The organism is Streptomyces caatingaensis, assembly GCF_001187435.1.
Classification (GTDB): domain Bacteria; phylum Actinomycetota; class Actinomycetes; order Streptomycetales; family Streptomycetaceae; genus Streptomyces; species Streptomyces caatingaensis.
Map to the genome: position 1 here is coordinate 606534 of NZ_LFXA01000017.1, position 15984 is coordinate 622517.

14 protein-coding genes are annotated in these 15984 nt (G+C 72.0%); 13 read left to right on the plus strand and 1 reads right to left on the minus strand.

The window, feature by feature from the left end; genetic code table 11:
* Positions 1-27: 27 nt before the first annotated feature.
* Complete coding sequence (locus AC230_RS25105) at positions 28-1416, plus strand: nitrosuccinate lyase (RefSeq protein WP_049718577.1); 1389 nt, start codon at positions 28-30, stop codon at positions 1414-1416.
* Positions 1417-1740: 324 nt separating this feature from the next.
* Here AC230_RS25105 and AC230_RS25110 read toward each other — a convergent pair whose 3' ends face one another.
* Positions 1741-2643 carry a C40 family peptidase gene (locus AC230_RS25110; RefSeq protein WP_049718578.1) on the minus strand — a complete coding sequence of 301 codons (903 nt, stop codon included), beginning with the start codon at positions 2641-2643 and terminating at the stop codon, positions 1741-1743.
* A gap of 727 nt (positions 2644-3370) precedes the next feature.
* Between AC230_RS25110 and AC230_RS25115 the strand changes: the two genes are divergently transcribed.
* The 12 genes from AC230_RS25115 to nuoL are packed head-to-tail and all read left to right on the plus strand — an operon-like array spanning position 3371 to position 15984.
* Complete coding sequence (locus AC230_RS25115; RefSeq protein WP_049718579.1) at positions 3371-3730, plus strand: NADH-quinone oxidoreductase subunit A; 360 nt, start codon at positions 3371-3373, stop codon at positions 3728-3730.
* Between the two features lie 15 nt (positions 3731-3745).
* Complete coding sequence (locus AC230_RS25120) at positions 3746-4300, plus strand: NuoB/complex I 20 kDa subunit family protein (RefSeq protein ID WP_049718580.1); 555 nt, start codon at positions 3746-3748, stop codon at positions 4298-4300.
* Positions 4297-5025 (plus strand): NADH-quinone oxidoreductase subunit C, encoded by a 729-nt coding sequence (locus tag AC230_RS25125; protein WP_049718581.1) that lies wholly within the window; start codon positions 4297-4299, stop codon positions 5023-5025. The genes AC230_RS25120 and AC230_RS25125 overlap by 4 nt, the downstream gene beginning before the upstream one ends.
* Positions 5025-6377 (plus strand): NADH-quinone oxidoreductase subunit D, encoded by a 1353-nt coding sequence (locus AC230_RS25130; RefSeq protein ID WP_049718582.1) that lies wholly within the window; start codon positions 5025-5027, stop codon positions 6375-6377. Before AC230_RS25125 ends, AC230_RS25130 begins: the two co-directional genes overlap by 1 nt.
* 17 nt (positions 6378-6394) lie before the next feature.
* Positions 6395-7138 carry an NADH-quinone oxidoreductase subunit NuoE gene (gene nuoE, locus AC230_RS25135; protein WP_241833379.1) on the plus strand — a complete coding sequence of 248 codons (744 nt, stop codon included), beginning with the start codon at positions 6395-6397 and terminating at the stop codon, positions 7136-7138.
* The gene (gene nuoF / locus AC230_RS25140; RefSeq protein WP_049718584.1) at positions 7135-8487 is read left to right on the plus strand and encodes an NADH-quinone oxidoreductase subunit NuoF; all 1353 of its coding nucleotides are present in this window, start codon (positions 7135-7137) and stop codon (positions 8485-8487) included. The genes nuoE and nuoF overlap by 4 nt, the downstream gene beginning before the upstream one ends.
* Positions 8484-10955: an NADH-quinone oxidoreductase subunit G gene (locus tag AC230_RS25145; protein WP_049718585.1), complete on the plus strand. Its 2472-nt coding sequence runs from the start codon at positions 8484-8486 to the stop codon at positions 10953-10955. The genes nuoF and AC230_RS25145 overlap by 4 nt, the downstream gene beginning before the upstream one ends.
* A gap of 41 nt (positions 10956-10996) precedes the next feature.
* The gene (nuoH, locus tag AC230_RS25150) at positions 10997-12316 is read left to right on the plus strand and encodes an NADH-quinone oxidoreductase subunit NuoH (RefSeq protein WP_078871594.1); all 1320 of its coding nucleotides are present in this window, start codon (positions 10997-10999) and stop codon (positions 12314-12316) included.
* Entirely contained in the window at positions 12306-12917 is a 612-nt protein-coding gene (nuoI, locus tag AC230_RS25155) for an NADH-quinone oxidoreductase subunit NuoI (protein WP_049718587.1), read from the plus strand. Before nuoH ends, nuoI begins: the two co-directional genes overlap by 11 nt.
* Positions 12914-13738, plus strand: coding sequence for an NADH-quinone oxidoreductase subunit J (locus tag AC230_RS25160; protein WP_049718588.1), 825 nt, complete (start codon positions 12914-12916; stop codon positions 13736-13738). Before nuoI ends, AC230_RS25160 begins: the two co-directional genes overlap by 4 nt.
* Positions 13735-14034, plus strand: coding sequence for an NADH-quinone oxidoreductase subunit NuoK (nuoK, locus tag AC230_RS25165; protein WP_049718589.1), 300 nt, complete (start codon positions 13735-13737; stop codon positions 14032-14034). The genes AC230_RS25160 and nuoK overlap by 4 nt, the downstream gene beginning before the upstream one ends.
* Before the next feature lie 12 nt (positions 14035-14046).
* Entirely contained in the window at positions 14047-15984 is a 1938-nt protein-coding gene (gene nuoL, locus AC230_RS25170) for an NADH-quinone oxidoreductase subunit L (protein ID WP_049718590.1), read from the plus strand.

The following is a 15984-nucleotide window of genomic DNA, read 5'->3' on the forward strand; positions in this document are numbered from 1 at the left end:
ACGCACTTTGACGATGGAGATCCGCGTATGACCCTGTACGACACCGGCCTGCTCTCGCCCGTACGGGCCGGAACCCCCGTCGAGGAGGCCACCTCGGACACGGCCTGGGCACAGGCCATGCTCGACGCCGAGGCCGCGCTCGCCCGGGCGCAGGCCCGGCTGGGGACCGTGCCCGAGGCGGCGGCCGCGGTCATCACCGGCGCGGCCGACGTCGCGCTGCTGGACGTCCGGGCCCTCGCGCTGGCCGCGCGGGAGACGGCGAACCCCGTCGTCGGCCTGGTCGCCGCCTTCACGGCCGTGGTGGCCGAACGGGACGCCGCCGCGGCGGAGTACGTGCACCGGGGCTCCACCAGCCAGGACGTCTTCGACACCGGCGCGCTCCTGGTCACGGCCCGCGCGCTGCGGCTCGTCCGGGACGACCTGCGCCGCACCGCCGACGCGCTGGGCCGGCTCGCCGCCGCCCACCGCGACACGCCGGCGGCCGCCCGGACCCTGGCGCTCCAGGCCGTCCCCACCACCTTCGGCCTGCGCGCCGCGGGCTGGCGGCAGCTCGTCCTGGACGCCGGGGAGCGCGTCGCCCGGCTGCTGGACGGCGGCCTGCCCGTCGCGCTGGGCGGCGCGGCGGGCACGCTGGCCGGGTACATGGAGTACGCCCGGCTGGCCGGCGAACGCGACCTCGGCGCGTACGCCGGGCGGCTCGCCGCGCTCTTCGCGGAGGAGACCGGCCTCGCCCGTCCGCCCGCCGTGCCCTGGCACGCCCTGCGCACGCCGATGGCCGACGCGGCCGCGGCGCTGTCCCTGGCGGCGGGCGCGCTCGGCAAGTTCGCGCTCGACGTGCAGAACCTGACCCGGACGGAGGTCGGCGAGGTCGCCGAGCCGGCGGTGGCGGGGCGCGGCGCGTCCTCCGCGATGCCGCACAAGCGGAACCCGGTCCTCGCCACGATGATCCGCACCGCGGCGCTCCAGGTGCCGGCCTTCGCGCTCGTCCTCACCCAGCAGCTGCCGGCCGAGGACGAGCGCTCGGCGGGCGCCTGGCACGCGGAGTGGCTGCCGCTGCGGGAGTGCCTGCGGCTGGTGGGCGGGGCGGCGCGGACGGCGGTGGAACTGGCGGAGGGGCTGGAGGTGCGCGCCGAGCGGATGCGGGCCAATCTGGCCCTGACGGGCGGCCAGATGGTCTCCGAGCGGGTCGCGGCCGTGCTCGCGCGGCGGGTGGGGCGGGGGGCGGCGCGGCGGTTGCTGACGGAGCTTTCGGGGGAGGCGGCGCGGGTGGGGTGTTCGCTGGCGGAGGTTCTGTCCGCGGACGCGCGTACGGCCGCGTTCCTCTCCGCGGAGGAGTACGCGGAGCTGTGCGATCCGGAGCGGTATGTGGGGGGTGCGGGGGTGATGGTGGATGCGGCGCTGACGCGCGGGAGTTGAGCCCCGGTCCCGCCCTTTCACCGTTTCTTGCGCGGCTCCGCCGCGGACACCGCCCGGAGGGCGGTTCCCGCGCGGCAGCGCGGCAAGAAACGGTGAAAGGGCGGACCTGGGGCGAATATCCCTGTTCGGGCACCCCCGAAGGGCTTTGTGCCGAAGCGTATCCCTCCGGGAGACTCCACCCCGGACCGGACATCGGCCGGCCGGGTGCCCGCGCAGGACCGCACTGGGGGGAGGGCACCCGGCCGAGCCCGGTCCCGGAGATGCCGGAAGGGCCGTCGTCCCACGGGGGAACGACGGCCCTTCGAGGCGGTGCGGGGGGGCACCTCACATCACGCGCACGGCCCCCGTGGGCGGCGAGTAGCTGAGATCGCGCTCCACAACGCCCGTGCTCGGGTTCTGCGCACCGATGAACTTGCCGCCGCCGATGTAGACGCCGACGTGGTAGGCGCTGCCCGCGGCACCCCAGTAGAGGATGTCGCCCGGCTGGAGGTTGGAGAGCCCGACCTGGGTGCCGGCCGTCGACTGGTCCTGCGAGACGCGCGGCAGGCTGATGCCGATCTGCTGGTAGGCGGCCATGACCAGGCCGGAGCAGTCGTAGGAGGACGGGCCGGTGGAGCCCATCACGTACGCCTTGCCCACCTGCGCCTGGAGGAAGGAGACCAGCGTGGCGGCGTTGCCCGTCGCGCCGGTGGAGCTCTTCGACGAGGTGGAGGTCGAGGTGGAGGTGGACGTCGAGGTGCCGGAGTCGGACTTCGAGTCCGACTCGTCGGAGCCGGACTCCGAGGCGGAGGACGCCGTGGCGCTCTTCGCCGACAGAGCGGTGCGCTTGGCGTCCCGCGAGGCGCGCGCCTGCTCGGCCTCCCGCTTCTCCTTCGCCTCGGCGGCCTTGCGCTCGGCCTCGGCCTTGCGGTCGGCCTCCTGCTTGGCCTTCTTGGCGGCGGCGCGGGCGTGGTCCACCGCGTTGTCCACCTGCGCACGGACCTGGTAGTCGTTCGCGGTCTGCTGGGTGGCGACCGCGCTCTGCGCGATCGACGCCGAGAGGTCGGCGTTGAGCGCCGGCATCTCGATCGTCGCCTCCGCCGGCTTCTCCGCGGCAGTGGCCTGGGCGGCGCCCGTGACGGCCAGGGTGCTGAGGACGCCACCGGCAACACCCGTGCGGACGGCCCAGGACTGGGTCGCCGGGCGACGGGGCTTCCGGTGGCTGGTTATGTGCGCGTTGGGGGACATGGGACAAGGGCTTACCAGGCACCACAGGTTGAGTTCAATATGAGTGACGTGGACCACAAGTGGCCGTCGAACACCCCGATTTCGGGTCGCACGCCCCGGAACGCGACTCTCCGCGGACCGCCCGGGAAATCGTGATCATGCGGTTAAGCATGGCATTTGGGCACATGGGGGCGGTCGGCCGAGCGGTATATCACGTTCTGGTCTCGGCCGTCGACAAGAGTGGGGCTCCCCGGGCGCCCGGCGTGCGCGCGCGTGGCGGACTTCACGTGACGCGCCCGCGAAGGGGGTTGGTGAAGGAACGCACGAGCCGCCGCCTCGCGCGGCGGTGACGCGTCGTCCCACCGAGTGGCGCTCCATTACCAGTTGACGATTGCCGGTGTCAAAGCGCCCGGCACGCCACTGGCTTGATGGCCGCTCACCGTTCCGGCCAGTGGGTATGTCCGGAAATGCCGCTACTGGTGATCGTTCGAGCGCTTCGCCAGTGAAGATCACCGCTCATCCGACTTGATGATCGTTCGTCAGGTGGTGGAGATCACAAACACCGGCCCGTACGTCGTGTCGCAGATCACAGACCACCGGGCATAAGATGCCCTCGACCCGGGCTTGTGAACTGCCTCACATATTCGCGATCTTCGCAGAATCCTTCCGCGGTGTTCGCCCGTGAGCGGTCCTGCCGCCGGGGTCCCGACAGCCAGCAGTCAGCGTCGACTGGAAGGAGCGGGGAGGGATGAACGCCTACGCGCCCATCCTCGTACTGGGCGCCCTCGGTGCCGGCTTCGCGATCTTCTCCGTGGTCATGGCATCCCGCATCGGGCCCAAGAGGTACAACCGCGCCAAGCTCGAGGCCTACGAGTGCGGCATCGAACCGACCCCGCAGCCGTCCGGCGGCGGGCGCTTCCCGATCAAGTACTACCTGACGGCGATGCTCTTCATCGTCTTCGACATCGAGATCGTCTTCCTCTACCCCTGGGCCGTCTCGTTCGACTCACTCGGGCTGTTCGGGCTCGTCGAAATGCTGCTCTTCGTACTCACCGTCTTCGTCGCGTACGCCTACGTCTGGCGGCGCGGCGGCCTGGAATGGGACTAGGGGGCGAAACCGCACATGGGTCTTGAGGAGAAGCTGCCCAGCGGCTTCCTGCTGACCACCGTCGAACAGGCCGCCGGCTGGGTGCGCAAGGCGTCCGTCTTCCCGGCCACGTTCGGCCTCGCGTGCTGCGCCATCGAGATGATGACCAGCGCCGCCGGCCGCTACGACCTCGCCCGCTTCGGCATGGAGGTCTTCCGCGGCTCCCCGCGCCAGGCCGACCTGATGATCGTCGCCGGGCGCGTCAGCCAGAAGATGGCGCCCGTGCTGCGCCAGGTCTACGACCAGATGCCCAGCCCCAAGTGGGTCATTTCCATGGGCGTCTGCGCGTCCAGCGGCGGCATGTTCAACAACTACGCCATCGTCCAGGGCGTGGACCACATCGTCCCCGTCGACATCTACCTGCCCGGCTGCCCGCCGCGCCCCGAGATGCTCATGGACTCCATCCTCAAGCTCCACCGCAAGATCCAGGGCGAGAAGCTCGGCGCCCACCGGGTGGCGGCCGAACAGGAGGCGGAGGAGGCGGCGATGAAGGCCCTGCCCCTTATCGACATGAAGGGGCTGCTGCGATGACGGAGCAGAACGGCCACGTCCCCGTCCCGCGCGACGGCGCCGGCGAGGTCATCGACGTCCGCACCGGCATGTTCGGTGCCCAGGACGGCCAGGACACCAGCGGCTACGGCCGCCTGGTGCGCACCGTGCGCATGCCCGGCGAGGCCGTCCGGCCCTACGGCGGACCACGCGGCGGAGGCGCATATGGAGTCTTCGACGAGGTCGCCGACGAGCTGGAGGGCGCCCTGGAGGAGCAGGGCCTCCTCCCGTCCAACGCGATCGAGAAGACCGTCGTCGACCGCGGCGAACTCACCTTCCACATCGCCCGCGAGCACCTCGTCCGCGTCTGCCGGACGCTCCGCGACGACCCCGCGCTCCGCTTCGAACTGTGCACCGGGGTCAGCGGAGTGCACTACCCCGGCGACAAGGGCCGCGAGCTGCACGCGGTCTACCACCTGCGCTCCCTCACCCACGGCCGGCTGATCCGGCTGGAGGTCTCCGTCCCCGACGCCGACCCCCACCTGCCGTCCGTCTGCGACGTCTACCCGACGAACAACTGGCACGAGCGCGAGGCCTACGACTTCTTCGGGCTGGTCTTCGACGGGCACCCGGCGCTGACGCGGATCATGATGCCGGACGACTGGCAGGGCTTCCCGCAGCGCAAGGACTACCCCCTGGGCGGCATCCCCGTGGAGTACAAGGGCGCCCGGATCCCGGCTCCGGACCAGCGGAGGTCGTACACCTGATGTCCACTGCACCGTCTGGCCACGAGGCCCCCGGCCACGGCACGGCCGGCACCCGCGAGACCACCGAGGGCACCGTCTACACCGTCACCGGAGGTGACTGGGACGAGGTCGTCTCCTCGGTCCGCCGGACCGACGACGAGCGCATCGTCGTCAACATGGGCCCCCAGCACCCCTCCACGCACGGCGTGCTCCGGCTCATCCTGGAGATCGGCGGCGAGACCGTCACCGACGCCCGCGCCGGCATCGGCTATCTGCACACCGGCATCGAGAAGAACCTCGAGTACCGCACCTGGACCCAGGGCACCACCTTCGTGACGCGCATGGACTACCTCATGCCGATCGTCAACGAGACGGTGTACTGCATGGCCGTCGAGCGGCTGCTCGGCATCACCGACCAGGTCCCCGACCGCGCCACCGTCCTGCGCGTGCTCCTGATGGAGCTGAACCGAATCTCCTCCCACCTGGTCTACGTCGCCATGGGCGGCACGGAGCTCGGCGCCACCACCGTCGCCGTCTTCGGCTTCCGCGACCGGGAGATGTGCCTGGACGTCCTGGAACTCATCACCGGGCTGCGCATGAACCACGCCTACGTGCGGCCCGGCGGCCTCGCCCAGGACCTGCCGCCCGGCGCGGTCGACCAGGTCCGCGAGTTCGTCAAGAAGCTCCGCAAGAACCTCGTCGAGTACGACAAGCTCGTCGTCGGCAACCCGCTCTTCAAGGCCCGGATGCAGGGCATCGGCTACCTCGACCTCGCCGGCTGCCTGGCGCTCGGGGCCACCGGCCCGATCCTGCGCGCCGCCGGACTCCCGCACGACCTGCGCAAGTCCGACCCGTACTGCGGCTACGAGACGTACGACTTCGAGGTGCCCACCGTCGACACCTGCGACGCGTTCGGTCGGCTGCTGGTGCGCATGGAGGAGATCCACCAGTCGCTGCGCATCATCGAGCAGTGCCTGGACCGGCTGGAGCCCGGCCCGGTCATGGTCGCGGACCGGAAGATCGCCTGGCCCGCCCAACTCGCCCTGGGCCCCGACGGACTGGGCAACTCCCTCGACCACATCAAGAAGATCATGGGCACCTCGATGGAGGCCCTGATCCACCACTTCAAGCTGGTGACGGAGGGCTTCAGGGTCCCGCCGGGACAGGCGTACGCGGCCGTGGAGTCGCCCAAGGGCGAGCTGGGCGCCCACGTCGTCAGCGACGGCGGCACCCGGCCCTACCGGGTGCACTTCCGCGACCCCTCCTTCACCAACCTCCAGTGCATGGCGGCGATGTGCGAGGGCGGCCAGGTCGCCGACGTCATCGTCGCCGTGGCCAGCATCGACCCGGTCATGGGAGGTTGCGACAGGTGACAGGAATCCAGCTGGGGATGCCCCAACTGCCCGCCCCGGACTACCCGGAGGACGTGCGGCAGCGGCTGGCGGCCGACGCGAAGGAGGTGATCGACCGCTACCCCGACAGCCGCAGCGCGCTGCTGCCGCTGCTGCACCTGGTGCAGGCCGAGGAGGGCTACGTCTCCCGCACCGGCATCCGCTTCTGCGCGGACCAACTCGGCCTGACCACCGCCGAGGTGACCGCCGTGGCCACCTTCTACACCATGTACCGGCGCGAGCCCGGCGGCGACTACCAGGTCGGCGTCTGCACCAACACCCTGTGCGCCGTGCTCGGCGGCGACGCCATCTTCGACGCCCTCAAGTCCCACCTGGGCGTGGAGAACGGGCAGACCACCGCCGACGGCAAGGTCACGCTGGAGCACATCGAGTGCAACGCGGCCTGCGACTACGCGCCCGTCGTGATGGTCAACTGGGAGTTCTTCGACAACCAGACCGTCGAGAGCGCCAAGCGGCTCGTCGACGACCTGCGCGCCGGCCGCACCGTCGAACCCACCCGCGGCGCGCCGCTGTGCACCCACCGGGAGACCTCGCGGCTGCTCGCCGGGTTCCCCGACGAGCGGCCGGGCGCCGTGGAGGCGAGCGGCGGGGCCGGCCCCGCCTCGCTGGCGGGGCTGCGGCTCGCGCGCGGCGAGGACGGCCCCGCCCGCGTCGGACCCCCGCGCTCCGTCCCGCACGGGCGCGACGTGCGGGAGCCCGGTTCCGAGGAGGGGGAGGGATGACCGTGGCGGCCGAGATCCACGAGACGAGTCCGCAGAAGCTGCTCGCCCCCGTGCTGAGCGCCTTCTGGGACGAACCGCGCTCCTGGACCCTGGAGACCTACCTCCGGCACGACGGCTACCAGGGCCTGCGCAAGGCCCTGGGGATGACGCCGGACGACGTGATCGCCTACGTCAAGGAGTCCGGGCTCCGCGGCCGCGGCGGCGCCGGCTTCCCCACCGGGATGAAGTGGCAGTTCATCCCGCAGGGCGACGACAAGCCGCACTACCTCGTCGTCAACGCGGACGAGTCCGAACCGGGCACCTGCAAGGACATCCCCCTCCTCTTCGCCAACCCGCACGCCCTCGTCGAAGGCATGATCATCGCCTGCTGGGCGATCCGCTCCCGGCGCGCGTTCATCTATCTGCGCGGCGAGACCGTCCCCGTGCTGCGCCGGCTGCACGAGGCCGTGCGCGAGGCCTACGCGGCCGGGTACCTCGGCCGCGACATCCTCGGCAGCGGGCTCGACCTGGACATCACCGTGCACGCGGGGGCGGGCGCCTACATCTGCGGCGAGGAGACGGCCCTGCTCGACTCCCTGGAGGGCCGCCGCGGCCAGCCCCGGCTCCGGCCCCCCTTCCCCGCGGTCGAGGGGCTCTACGCGTGCCCCACCGTGGTGAACAACGTCGAGTCCATCGCCTCGGTTCCCGCGATCCTCAACAAGGGCAAGGAATGGTTCCGTTCGATGGGCAGCGAGAAGTCCCCGGGCTTCACGCTGTACTCGCTGAGCGGCCACGTCGCGGGCCCCGGGCAGTACGAGGCACCGCTCGGCATCACCCTGCGCCAGCTCCTCGCCATGAGCGGCGGCATGCGCCCGGGCCACCGGCTCAAGTTCTGGACGCCGGGCGGCTCCTCGACGCCGATCCTCACCGACCAGCACCTCGACGTCCCGCTCGACTACGAGGGCGTCGGCGCCGCCGGATCGATGCTGGGCACCAAGGCCCTGCAGTGCTTCGACGAGACCACCTGCGTCGTCCGCGCGGTCACCCGCTGGACGGAGTTCTACGCCCACGAGTCCTGCGGCAAGTGCACCCCCTGCCGCGAAGGGACGTACTGGCTCGTCCAGTTGCTCCGGGACATCGAGGCCGGCCGGGGCCGGATGTCCGACCTCGACAAGCTCGCGGACATCGCCGACACCCTCAACGGCAAGTCCTTCTGCGCCCTCGGCGACGGCGCCGCCGCGCCGGTCTTCTCCTCGTTCACGTACTTCCGGGCCGAGTACGAGCAGCACATCAAGGGCCGGGGCTGCCCCTTCGACCCGGCCAAGTCCACGGTGTGGGCCGACCAGTCGCACCCGGAGGTGCACGCATGACCGCCACGGCGAAGTCGACCGGCGCCCCGCCGGACGGGGAGCTGGTGTCCGTCACCATCGACGGCATCCCCGTCTCCGTCCCCAAGGGCACCCTGGTCATCCGCGCCGCCGAACTCGTCGGCGTGGAGATCCCCCGGTTCTGCGACCACCCGTTGCTGGACCCGGTCGGCGCCTGCCGGCAGTGCATCGTCGAGGTCGAGGGCCAGCGCAAGCCGATGGCCTCCTGCACCACCACCTGCACCGAGGGCATGGCCGTCCACACCCAGCTCACCTCGCCCGCCGCCGCCAAGGCGCAGAGCGGCGTGATGGAGCTGCTGCTCATCAACCACCCGCTCGACTGCCCGGTCTGCGACAAGGGCGGCGAATGCCCCCTGCAGAACCAGGCCATGACCGCGGGCCGCGCCGACTCCCGCTTCGAGGGCCGGAAGCGCACCTACGAGAAGCCGGTCCCCATCTCGCCGCAGGTGCTCCTCGACCGCGAGCGGTGCGTGCTCTGCGCCCGCTGCACCCGCTTCTCCCAGGAGATCGCCGGCGACCCGATGATCGAGCTGCTGGAGCGCGGCGCGCTGGAGCAGGTCGGCATCGGCGAGGGCGACCCCTTCGAGTCGTACTTCTCCGGCAACACCATCCAGATCTGCCCGGTCGGCGCCCTCACCTCGGCCGCCTACCGCTTCCGCGCCCGCCCCTTCGACCTCGTCTCCTCGCCCTCGGTGTGCGAGCACTGCGCCGGCGGCTGCGCCACGCGCACCGACCACCGGCGCGGCAAGGTGATGCGCCGGCTCGCCGCCGACGACCCCGAGGTCAACGAGGAGTGGCTGTGCGACAAGGGCCGCTTCGCGTTCCGCTACGCCCAGCGGCCCGAGCGGCTCGCGACCCCGCTCGTCCGCGACGAGGAGGGCCAGCTGCGGCCCGCGAGCTGGCCCGAGGCGCTGGAGGCGGCGGCCGCGGGGCTGCGCGCGGCGCGCGGCCGGGCCGGGGTCCTCACCGGCGGCCGGCTCACCGTCGAGGACGCCTACGCCTACGCCAAGTTCGCCCGGGTGGCGCTCGACACCCACGACGTCGACTTCCGCGCCCGGCCGCACAGCGGCGAGGAGGCCGACTTCCTGGCCGCCCGGGTGGCCGGCCGCGGCCGCGACCTGGGCGCGCCCGCCGTGACGTACGCCGGGCTGGAGCGGTCGCCCGCCGTGCTGCTCGTCGGCCTGGAGGCCGAGGAGGAGGCGCCCGCCGTCTTCCTGCGGCTGCGCAAGGCGTGGCGCAAGCGCGGCCTGCGGGTCTTCTCGCTGGCCACGCACGCCACCCCGGGGCTGACGAAGACCGGCGGCACGCTGCTGCCCGCCGCGCCCGGCACCGAGCCGCAGTGGCTCACGGCCCTCGCGGAGGGCACCGCGGAGGGGGAGGCGGCCCAAGCGCTGCGCCAGGAGGGCGCGTTGATCCTCGTCGGCGAGCGGACGGCCCTGGTGCCCGGGGCGCTGACCGCCGCCGTGGCCGCCGCGACGGCCACCGGCGCGACGCTCGTGTGGATCCCGCGCCGGGCCGGCGAGCGGGGCGCCGTCGAGGCGGGGGCCCTGCCGGGCCTGCTGCCCGGCGGCCGCCCGGCCACCGACCCGCGCGCCCGTGAGGAGACGGCCGCCGCCTGGGGCGTGCCCGACCTGCCGCGCAGCCCCGGCCGGGACACCGGCCAGATCCTGGAGGCCGCGGCCAACGGCGAGTTGGGCGCCCTGCTCGTCGGCGGCGTCGAGGTCGCGGACCTGCCCGACCCGGCGCGGGCCCGCGAGGCGCTCGACGCGGTCGGCTTCCTGGTCAGCCTGGAGCAGCGGCCCAGCGAGGTGTCGGACCGGGCCGATGTGGTCCTGCCCGTCTCGGCGGTCGCCGAGAAGCCGGGCACCTTCCTCGACTGGGAGGGCCGGGCCCGGCCGTTCGAGGCCGCGCTCAAGCCCGACCAGACGGCCGGCCGGCACGTGATGCCGGACGCCCGGGTGCTGCACCTGCTCGCCGACGCCATGGACGGCCGTCCGCTCGCCCTGCCGGACGTCCGGGCGGTCCGCGCCGAGCTGGCCCGGCTGGGCCGCTGGGCCGGACCGTACGCGGCCGACCCCGCCGAGCCGCCCGGCCGCGTCCCCGCGCCCGGCCCCGGCGAGGCCGTCCTCGCCGGTCACCGGCTGCTGCTCGACCAGGGCAGGCTCCAGGACGGGGACGAGGCCCTGGCGGCCACCCGGCACGCCGCCGTCGCCCGGCTCTCGCCGGCCACGGCCGCCGAAGCGGGCGTCGCGGACGGGGAGTTGCTGGAGGTGCGCGGCCCGGCCGGCGCCGTCCGGCTGCCGCTGCGGATCACCCCCATGCCGGACCGGGTGGTCTGGCTCCCGCTGAACTCCGCCGGCGGCGGCGTCGCCTCCGACACCGGGTCGCGGCCCGGGGACGTGGTGCGCGTCGCCCCCGGCACGGACGACGTTCCGGAGGTGCTGTCGTGAACGCGGGCTCCCTGCACGGCCTGGCCGCGGGCGACCTGTCGATGTTCGGCCACGACCCGTGGTGGCTGGTGGTCCTCAAGGCCGTCTTCTGCTTCGTGTTCGTCCTGGTGACCGTGCTGCTGACGATCGTCTTCGAGCGGAAGATCCTCGGCTGGATGCAGCTGCGCATCGGCCCCAACCGGCACGGGCCCTGGGGCCTGCTCCAGTCGCTCGCCGACGGCGTCAAGCTGATGCTCAAGGAGGACCTGGTCGTCCGGCGCGCGGACAAGGCGGTGTACGTCCTCGCGCCCGTCGTCGCGGCGATCCCGGCCTTCATGGCCATCGCGGTGATCCCCTTCGGCCCCGCGGGCGACGAGGTGTCGGTCTTCGGGCACCGCACCGCGATGCAGCTCACCGACCTGCCCATCGCCATCCTCTACATCCTGGCGACGGCCTCGGTCGGCATCTATGGCATCGTCCTGGGCGGCTGGTCCTCCGGCTCCACGTATCCGCTCCTCGGCGGCCTGCGCTCCTGCGCCCAGATGATCTCCTACGAGATCGCGATGGGCCTCTCCTTCGCGGCCGTCTTCCTCTACTCCGGCTCGATGTCCACCTCCGCGATCGTGGAGGCGCAGCACAACCGGTGGTACGTGCTGCTGCTGCCGGTGTCGTTCGTCATCTACGTCATCGCGATGGTGGGGGAGACGAACCGGGCGCCGTTCGACCTGCCGGAGTCCGAGGGCGACCTGGTCGGCGGCTTCAACACCGAGTACTCGTCCATCAAGTTCGCGATGTTCATGCTGGCCGAGTACGTCAACATGGTCACCGTCTCGTCGGTGGCGGTGACGCTGTTCCTGGGCGGCTGGCGGGCGCCGTACCCGCTGTCGCTGTGGGAGGGCGCCAACCACGGCTGGTGGCCGCTCCTCTGGTACGTCGCCAAGGTGGCCGCGCTGCTGTTCTTCTTCATCTGGATCCGCGCGACGCTGCCGCGGCTGCGCTACGACCAGTTCATGAAGCTGGGCTGGAAGGTCCTCATCCCGGTCTCGATGGTGTGGCTGATGCTCGTCGCGACGGTGCGGGCGCTGCGCAACGAGGACTACGACTTCCGCACGATCGTCCTGTACGTCGCCGGAGCGGTTCTGGTGATCCTGCTGCTGTCCTTCGTCGCCGACGTCTTCCGCGGCCGCGGCAAGGAGGATGCCGAACAGGCCGGGGACGGCGGGGAGTTCGACCCGATGGCGGGCGGGTATCCGGTGCCGCCGCTGCCCGGCCAGACCCTGCCGCCCGTGCCGCGCCGGGCCTCCCGGCGGGACCGGGAGCTCATTGTCAGTGGTGGGGTGGACACTGTGCGTGACGGAAAGGAGGGTGACGGTGCCTGCTGAGTCTTCCCGGGGGGACGCTGCGAAGCTCCCCCGCAAGAACCCCGTGGCCGGCTTCGGGGTGACGTTCAAGGACGTCTTCAAGAAACGCCTCACCGAGCAGTACCCCGAGTACAAGAAGCCCACGGCGCCGCGCTTCCACGGCCGCCACCAGCTCAACCGGCACCCGGACGGGCTGGAGAAGTGCATCGGCTGCGAGCTGTGCGCCTGGGCCTGCCCGGCGGACGCCATCTACGTCGAGGGCGCGGACAACACCGAGGAGGAGCGCTACTCCCCGGGCGAGCGCTACGGCCGCGTCTACCAGATCAACTACCTGCGCTGCATCCTGTGCGGCCTGTGCGTCGAGGCGTGCCCCACCCGGGCCCTGACCATGACCAACGAGTACGAACTGGCCGACCGCAGCCGGGAGTCGCTCATCTACACCAAGGAGGAGCTGCTCGCCGGCCTGGAGGACGGCATGGTCGACACCCCGCACGCGATCCACCCCGGCATGACCGAACAGGACTACTACCGGGGGCTGGTGACCGAGGCGGCGCCCGGCACCGAGCGCCAGCCGGCCCTCTCCAAGGGGGAGCGCCCGGCCGGCGAGGGGGTGGAGGCATGAACCTCGCGGCCGCCTCGACCACCTCGACGGGCGAGGCCGTGCAGTTCTGGGTCCTCGCCGTCGTCGCCGTGATCGGCGCGCTGGCCACGGTGCTGATGAAGCGCGCCGTGCACAGCGCCCTCTCGCTCGCCGGCACCATGATCGTGCTCGCGGTCTTCTACCTGGCCAACGGCGCGTACTTCCTGGGCATCGTGCAGATCGTCGTCTACACCGGCGCGATCATGATGCTGTTCCTCTTCGTGGTGATGCTCGTCGGCGTCACCGCGGCCGACTCGCTCAGGGAGACCATCCGGGGCCAGCGGTGGCTGGCCGCCGCGTGCGGGCTCGGCTTCGGGATCCTGCTCGTCGCGGGCGTCGCCAACGCCTCGCTGCGGCACTTCGACGGACTGGGCCGGGCCAACGCCGGGGGGAACGTCGAGGGCCTGGCCGCCCTCGTCTTCACCCGCTACGTGTACGCCTTCGAGATCACCGGCGCCCTGCTGATCACGGCGGCGGTCGGCGCGATGGTCCTCACCCACCGGGAGCGCACCGCCAGGGCGGCCACCCAGCGCGAGCTGTCCCAGGAGCGGACCCGCAAGGGCGCCTACGTCGCCCCCCTGCCCGCCCCCGGCACCTACGCCCGGCACAACGCCAACGACATCCCGGCGCTGCTGCCGGACGGCACGCCGTCCGACCTCAGCGTCAGCAAGGTGCTGCGCGACCGGGGCCAGGTGCGCGACGTCTCCCGGGAGGCGCTCGCGGACCTGGCGGCGCTGGAGCAGCGGTCCGCGGAGTGGCTGGAGCGCGGCCGCGACGAGGAGCCGAAGGGAGTCGCCCAGTGAATCCGGTCAGCTATCTCTACCTGTCGGCCCTGCTGTTCACCATCGGTGGCGTCGGGGTGCTCCTCCGGCGGAACGCGATCGTCGTCTTCATGTGCGTCGAACTCATGCTGAACGCCTGCAACCTGGCGTTCGTCACGTTCTCCCGGATGCACGGCAACCTCGACGGCCAGGTCTTCGCCTTCTTCACGATGGTGGTGGCCGCGGCCGAGGTCGTCGTCGGTCTCGCGATCATCGTGTCCGTCTACCGTGCCCGCCACTCGGCCTCGGTCGACGACGCCAGTCTGCTGAAGCTCTAAGGGGACGCTGACGTGGAGAACCTCATCGGACTGCTCGTCCTCGTGCCCCTGGCGGGAGCGGGAGCGCTGCTGTGCGGCGGACGGAGACTGGACCGCGGCGGGCCCTGGCTGGGCACGCTGGCCGCGGCGGTCTCCTTCGCCCTCGGCGTGGTGCTCTTCGCCGACATGCTGGGCAAGGGCGGCGAGGAGCGCACCCTCGACGTGACGGTGTTCCAGTGGGTGCCGGTCGGCTCCTTCCGCGCCGACGTCGGGTTCCACCTCGACCAACTGTCCATGACCTTCGTCCTGTTGATCACGGGCGTGGGGTCGCTGATCCACCTCTACTCGATCGGCTACATGGCGCACGACGAGCGCCGGCGCCGCTTCTTCGGGTACCTCAACCTCTTCCTCGCGGCGATGCTGCTGCTCGTCCTCGCCGACAACTACCTGCTGCTGTACGTCGGGTGGGAGGGCGTCGGCCTCGCGTCGTACCTGCTCATCGGCTTCTGGCAGCACAAGCCCAGCGCGGCGACGGCGGCGAAGAAGGCGTTCCTGGTCAACCGGGTCGGGGACATGGGCATGTCGATCGCCATCATGCTGATGTTCACGACCTTCGGCACCTTCGCCTTCGGCCCCGTCCTCACGGCGGCGGACCGCGCGGGCGAGGGGAGGCTGACGGCCATCGCGCTGCTGCTCCTGCTGGCCGCCTGCGGCAAGTCGGCCCAGGTGCCGCTGCAGAGCTGGCTCGGGGACGCGATGGAGGGCCCGACCCCGGTCTCGGCCCTCATCCACGCGGCCACCATGGTGACCGCGGGCGTCTACCTCGTCACCCGCTCCGGCGCGGTCTTCGAGGGCGCGCCGGACGCGCAGACCGCCGTCGTCACGGTGGGCGCGGTCACGCTCCTCTTCGGTGCGATCGTCGGTTGCGCGAAGGACGACATCAAGAAGGCCCTCGCCGGCTCGACGATGTCCCAGATCGGCTACATGATCCTCGCGGCCGGGCTCGGGCCCGTGGGCTACGTCTTCGCCATCATGCACCTGGTGACGCACGGCTTCTTCAAGGCGGGGCTCTTCCTGGGCGCCGGATCGGTCATGCACGGCATGAACGACGAGGTGGACATGCGCCGTTACGGCGGCCTGCGGAAGTACATGCCCGTCACCTTCGTCACCTTCGGCCTCGGCTACCTCGCCATCATCGGCTTCCCCGGCCTGTCGGGCTTCTTCTCCAAGGACAAGATCATCGAGGCGGCGTTCGCCAAGGGCGGCACCGAGGGCTGGATCCTCGGCGGCGCGGCCCTGCTCGGCGCGGCCATCACCGCGTACTACATGACGCGCGTGATGATCATGACGTTCTTCGGCGAGGAGCGCTGGCGCCCCGCCCCCTCGCCGGACGAGCCGAGCGCCGAGCCCGCCGCCGGCGACCGTGCCGGCGGGATGCCGCACCCCCACGAGTCGCCGAGGACCATGACGATCCCCATGATCGTCCTGGCCCTCGGATCGGTCTTCGCGGGCGGCCTGTTCAGCGTCAACGACGCCTTCCTGAAGTGGCTGGAGCCGGTCACCGGGCACGAGGAGGGCAACTCGCCCCTCGGCGCGCTCACGGTCACCGCCGCGACCATGGCCGTCCTCGTCCTGGGCGTCGCGCTCGCCTGGGCGCAGTACGGCCGCCGGCCCGTGCCGGCCACCGCGCCGCCCGGCTCCGCGCTCACCCGCGCGGCCCGGCGCGACCTGCTCCAGGACGACTTCAACCACGTCGTGCTCGTCCGCGGCGGCGAGCACCTCACCCGCAGCCTGGTCTACCTCGACCACAAGCTGGTGGACGGCGTCGTCAACGGCACCGCCGCCTCCGTCGGCGGCCTCTCGGGCCGGATGCGCAGGCTGCAGAACGGCTACGTCCGGTCGTACGCGGTCTCGATGTTCGGCGGCGCGGCGGTGCTGATCGCCGCGACCCTGCTGATGAGGGCGGTCTGA